Genomic DNA, 4686 nt, shown 5'->3' on the forward strand with positions numbered 1-4686 from the left:
AAGTTCAGGTGCGGCGGGGAGGATTACCACAAAAGTTTGATAGCAAGATAAAACTTTGAGAGACCACAAAACTCTGACCACCGCACAGTCCCCCGCCGTCAACTGCAACGCAGGGTTAGACAAAAGCCCTGATTCGCTGTCTTTTCCTTTTCCTCTGCCTCACCGAATTATTCATTCACGGTTGACCCTAAAATATCCTTTTTTCTTAATTCACAATTCAAGATGTGACCCCTGACCCTCTGACCCTGCTCTGCCCCCTGACCCTGCTTCTAAATCATCATGTGAACATTTAGACAATCTTTTTTCTAATCTTTCAATTACTTCTGGCTCTTGTTTTCCAATTATTTGTAATATCGATTCTTGAATCGAAATTGCTACATTTACTTCACCAAGGGCTTTTTGCAATTTTTTTATTCTTTTGTCTCTCCACCAATAAGATGGACCGCCATCGTCATTCATATATTTGCTCTGTAATTCTGAAACACCATATAATCTATTAGGCAAATCGGATACCTTTACTAGTTGAAGTTGGCAAATAGGAATATATGGAAATATTTTTATAGGATTATTACCAAAATTTATTAACTGCAATGGCATATGTCCACGGTATCCAGGATTTATAAAATCGCCAGTTAAGTGTATCATTATTCCAAGTCTTGCAAAACTACTCCGTCCTGAAATTTTGCCAGCACATTCATTTGGAATTGTGAATTCTTCATAAATCCTTCCAAGAAGTAATTTCCCAGGTTTTAATGTTATATGTTCTCCTTTATTAAGAATTACTTTTTTATAATATCTTCTCGGCTCGATTTCCAAAAGTTTAGTTTTACGTAAGTCAATGGTGAATCTTTTGCGTGGAATCCAAAAAATATTGTCAAGTCTTAAATCAACAGAACATGGTTGTATCTGATCATCTGGAACGAAAGGATTTTCGGAATTATTTGCAACAAAATTTATCTCAGGTAATTTTTTATAAATATCTTTATCACAAAGATACATATCATTTTCCTATTTTATAAACCAACTTTTTATATTCTTTAACGCGAATGATCTTTCAGCATTTTTATCTATATCAAATGCATCAAGTAGCCATTGATTTTCTGGATGCCAATCTGTTTTCCCGAACCAAATTTTATTAGGTATAATTTTTCTTATTGCTGTTTCGCCACGGTAATTTGTATAAAGAATACTTACGATTTTTTCGGTATCCATTATCCATTCCTTTTTTAAACGATTGTCTCTATACTTGCTAACGATGAGTTCAGCGGCGGGGAGAATCGCCACCAAACTTTGTAAGCACGATTACCTATTGAGATACTATAAAACTTTCAATCACGGCACAGCCCCCCGCCGTCCGCTGCAACGATTTGTTAGACGCAACGTTCGTTGCTCCATGCCTGTTTCCAAACCTGAAAGTTATAATCAGTATGCATCGAGGTTAAAGCCGCTATCATCCCTTCAATCATGTTTTCCAGACTAGATATGACCTCTCCACCAACCAAGACACTTATAATTGTTCCGCCAGTACCAGCACCATGTGGCTCTAATTCAAGACGATACCATTCCGCAAACTCTTTAGCCTTATTTTCAAAATATTCCCTTGGATCTCTCCCGTTAAAATGTTTAGGTGGATATACCTTGGCTATATCAACAAGTATCTCTATCAATTCTTCAATAACTATACTGTTCCCCTCTTTCATATCTGAAGTTATGCCAGAATCCCATTTAGGCTGAGCCTTTCTATAAGCCGCTTTTCTTCTCTTTGGCAAGGACACAAATAAATCATTAGATATTGTTCCATATTTAATAGAGTTTAAATAATCATTATTGCTTTTATCCACATAACAGCTTATGTCCTCTGGCCCCTCGTTTATATCTCGCCTATTTTTTACTCGACGAATCCAATCGTCCCTATACAATATTACTTGCCTGGGTTCTAACTTTCTATCAAACCCTCCCTTTATTTGCGTATCACGGTGGCAGTCAAAACATAATACAGCTAAATTACTGATATCAGAGTTGCTTGAATTTTCATCGATATGATGAATTTGAACCGGCTTTCCACGTAAACGACATATGCAACACATTCGATCTGATTCGAAAAGAACTTTCGCCGCAACTTCGTCAGGTATCCTTGTTCTATTCTTCATTTTCGCAATTTCCTTTTTGTTGTGAGCGTGCGTCTAACGATTGAGTTCAGCGGCGGCGGGGAGAATTACCCCTAAACTTTGTAAGCAAGATAAAACTTTGATAACCCACAAACTTTTGAAAAGCAGTTAGCCCCCCGCCGTCCGCTGCAACGACTTGTTAGATGGTTTTTTATAAGTGTTGCCTGTTTGGAGAATTAGAACTCTACAAACTCTTCTGGATAGTGAGAAAGATCCAGTTTTTCTTCATCGGGAATAGGACGAATTCCCCACTGTTGCATAGCCAAGGCTCCAAAAAGCACCTCAATGGACTTGCCATCTTCATCATCGCCAATCTGGTCAATGACCATCGCGTGAGTGGAGATTAGGTGTCCTTCTACTTCTGCCTGAAGAAGTGCTGTTCTGTTGGTTTCTTTCACTTCTCCACCTAGTGCACTTCGGATCGGGTGAGGCATTTCCGAAGTGGTAAGGACCGATGCAACCGTGGGGATTACATAAGTATTGCGAGCCCCCGTGTCGAACAACGTCCAACACTTCCGTCCGTCAATTTTAATCATCTGCCGTATTCTTCCCACAATGTACCTCCTTTTGTTTCCATTTTGCTATAAAACACTCTGTTAATTTTTACTGCCACCTAACGATAAAGCTCACCTGCTGCGGGGAGGACTACCACTAAAGTTTATAAGCAAAATAAAAGCTTCAGATACCACAAAACTCTAACTACGGTACAGCCCCCCGCAGTCAGGTGCAGCGCCGGGTTAGGCAATATCCCCTAGACTCAAGGTCTCCTCTGCTTGATTAGATTTTGCTCTCCTCTGTAGTTTCTATCTACGGTTGTAGTATGTCTCTCGTCATTCGTTTTGGTTGTGCTTCTCGGTCCCTCAACCACATACCCTGCTTCTCTGTAGATGCTGACCGCTATCTGATTTTCTCTGGTTCGTCTCTGCGGGAATGCTGTGAGAAACCTTCATCCTGTTTGCCGCACCAGTGGTAATTGTATCATAATTTATGCGATGGATTCAAGTGCCTAACGATAAAGTTCAGGTGCGGCGGGGAGAATTACCACAAAAGTTTGATAGCAAGATAAAACTTTGAGAGACCACAAAACTCTGACCACGGCACAGTCCCCCGCCGTCAACTGCAACGCAGGGTTAGACAAAAGCTCTGATTCGCTGTCTTTTCCTTTTCCTCTGCCTCACCGAATTATTGTGCATTCCACATTCACGGTTGACCCTAAAATATCTCCTTTTTATTTTCTCACACAAAGCCACAAAGAACACAAAGGTTTATTGTTTTATTCAATTCCTTTGTGACTTTGTGTCTCTGTGTGATTATTTTTATTAGTCTAACGACCGAGCTCACCTGCCCACCTTAGGCGGATCAGGTGCAGCGATGGGTTAGGCTTTTTTAATTTCCTGTTCAAATTGCTTAAGCTTCTCACGACATTTTTTCAATGATAATCTACGCAGTTTCTTTACCCTTTCCGCTAAGTATTCCAGTTCAGATTTGGTAATCTTGTATGATTTTTTGTATCTTGCATCAACATAGGCTTTTTTAAGGAGTTCAAACAATCTCTTTTCTTCACCTTCTTTTCTTGGAAAGATCTTACAGAAATCCTGGTCAATCTTCTCCATCCTCTTGGTCAGTTTCTCTAAATCATGGGTTCTGGGTTTGTAACCAGTAAGGACAAGGGAAGTGCCCGTGTATAGGGCTTCAGCAGTCTGGTGGAGTTCAAAAGCGGCTTTGTTATAATTTTTATCTCCAATTGCATACCCATAATGCTTAAAAGATACCTTTGCATTCTTAAACCAAGTCTTATAATCCTCCTCTGCCAGCTTCTTCTTCATTCCCGGAGTAAGCTTTCTTGCCCTGGCTAATTGGAACCTCTTTGAGTCATAGAGTAAGATGCCCTCTTTTTTGATGTCAGCATAGAAGTATCTGCCAACCGAGAGTTGTTCATTGACATGCTCAATATCCTCAATGATTAAGCTTACCGGGGTAGGGATTTTACGGCTGATCTGATTCTCTACCTTTCCCCAGATCTTAAAATCCTCAGGCTTTTTCTCATCCTTTACAATCACCATAATGTCAAAGTCAGACTCATAGCTGGTAAAGTGCCCTTCTTCTTTATCATAGCGAAAGTCAGAGTCAACAAAGTCTCCCCTGGCATAGCTACCAAAGAGAATGATCATCTCTACCCTGGTGGCATGAGAGATAAGCTTGGTAATAGTCTCCAATTCCCTCTGTTTCCTGAAAGGAAGATGGTCTATGCTTGTTTTCATATTAGTCCTCACTGATTCAGTTGTCTAACGATGAAGTTCAGGTGCGGCGGGGAGGATTGCCACAAAAGTTTGATAACAAGACAAAACTTTGATAAACCACAAAACTCTGACCACGGCACAGTCCCCCGCTGTCAACTGCAACGCAGGGTTAGACAAAAGCTTTGATTCGCTGTCTTTTCCTTTTTCTCTGCCTCACCGAATTATTGTGCATTCCACATTCACGGTTTGACCCTAAAATATCTCCTAAAATATCTCCT

At 40.3% G+C, this 4686-nt stretch carries 5 protein-coding genes; all 5 read right to left on the reverse strand.

Going from position 1 to position 4686, the window contains the following annotated elements; genetic code table 11:
• Window positions 1-210: 210 nt before the first annotated feature.
• On the reverse strand, window positions 211-999 hold the full coding sequence (dcd, locus tag AB1422_17035; GenBank protein MEW6621008.1) for a dCTP deaminase: 789 nt from the start codon (window positions 997-999) through the stop codon (window positions 211-213).
• A gap of 9 nt (window positions 1000-1008) precedes the next feature.
• Entirely contained in the window at window positions 1009-1212 is a 204-nt protein-coding gene (locus AB1422_17040; GenBank protein MEW6621009.1) for a hypothetical protein, read from the reverse strand.
• 158 nt (window positions 1213-1370) lie between these two features.
• The gene (locus AB1422_17045) at window positions 1371-2150 is read right to left on the reverse strand and encodes a hypothetical protein (protein ID MEW6621010.1); all 780 of its coding nucleotides are present in this window, start codon (window positions 2148-2150) and stop codon (window positions 1371-1373) included.
• Between the two features lie 194 nt (window positions 2151-2344).
• On the reverse strand, window positions 2345-2704 hold the full coding sequence (locus AB1422_17050) for an aspartyl protease family protein (protein ID MEW6621011.1): 360 nt from the start codon (window positions 2702-2704) through the stop codon (window positions 2345-2347).
• A gap of 840 nt (window positions 2705-3544) precedes the next feature.
• Window positions 3545-4429 carry a HEPN domain-containing protein gene (locus AB1422_17055; protein MEW6621012.1) on the reverse strand — a complete coding sequence of 295 codons (885 nt, stop codon included), beginning with the start codon at window positions 4427-4429 and terminating at the stop codon, window positions 3545-3547.
• Window positions 4430-4686 lie beyond the last annotated feature (257 nt).

Source organism: bacterium (assembly GCA_040757115.1).
Classification (GTDB): domain Bacteria; phylum UBA9089; class CG2-30-40-21; order CG2-30-40-21; family SBAY01; genus JBFLXS01.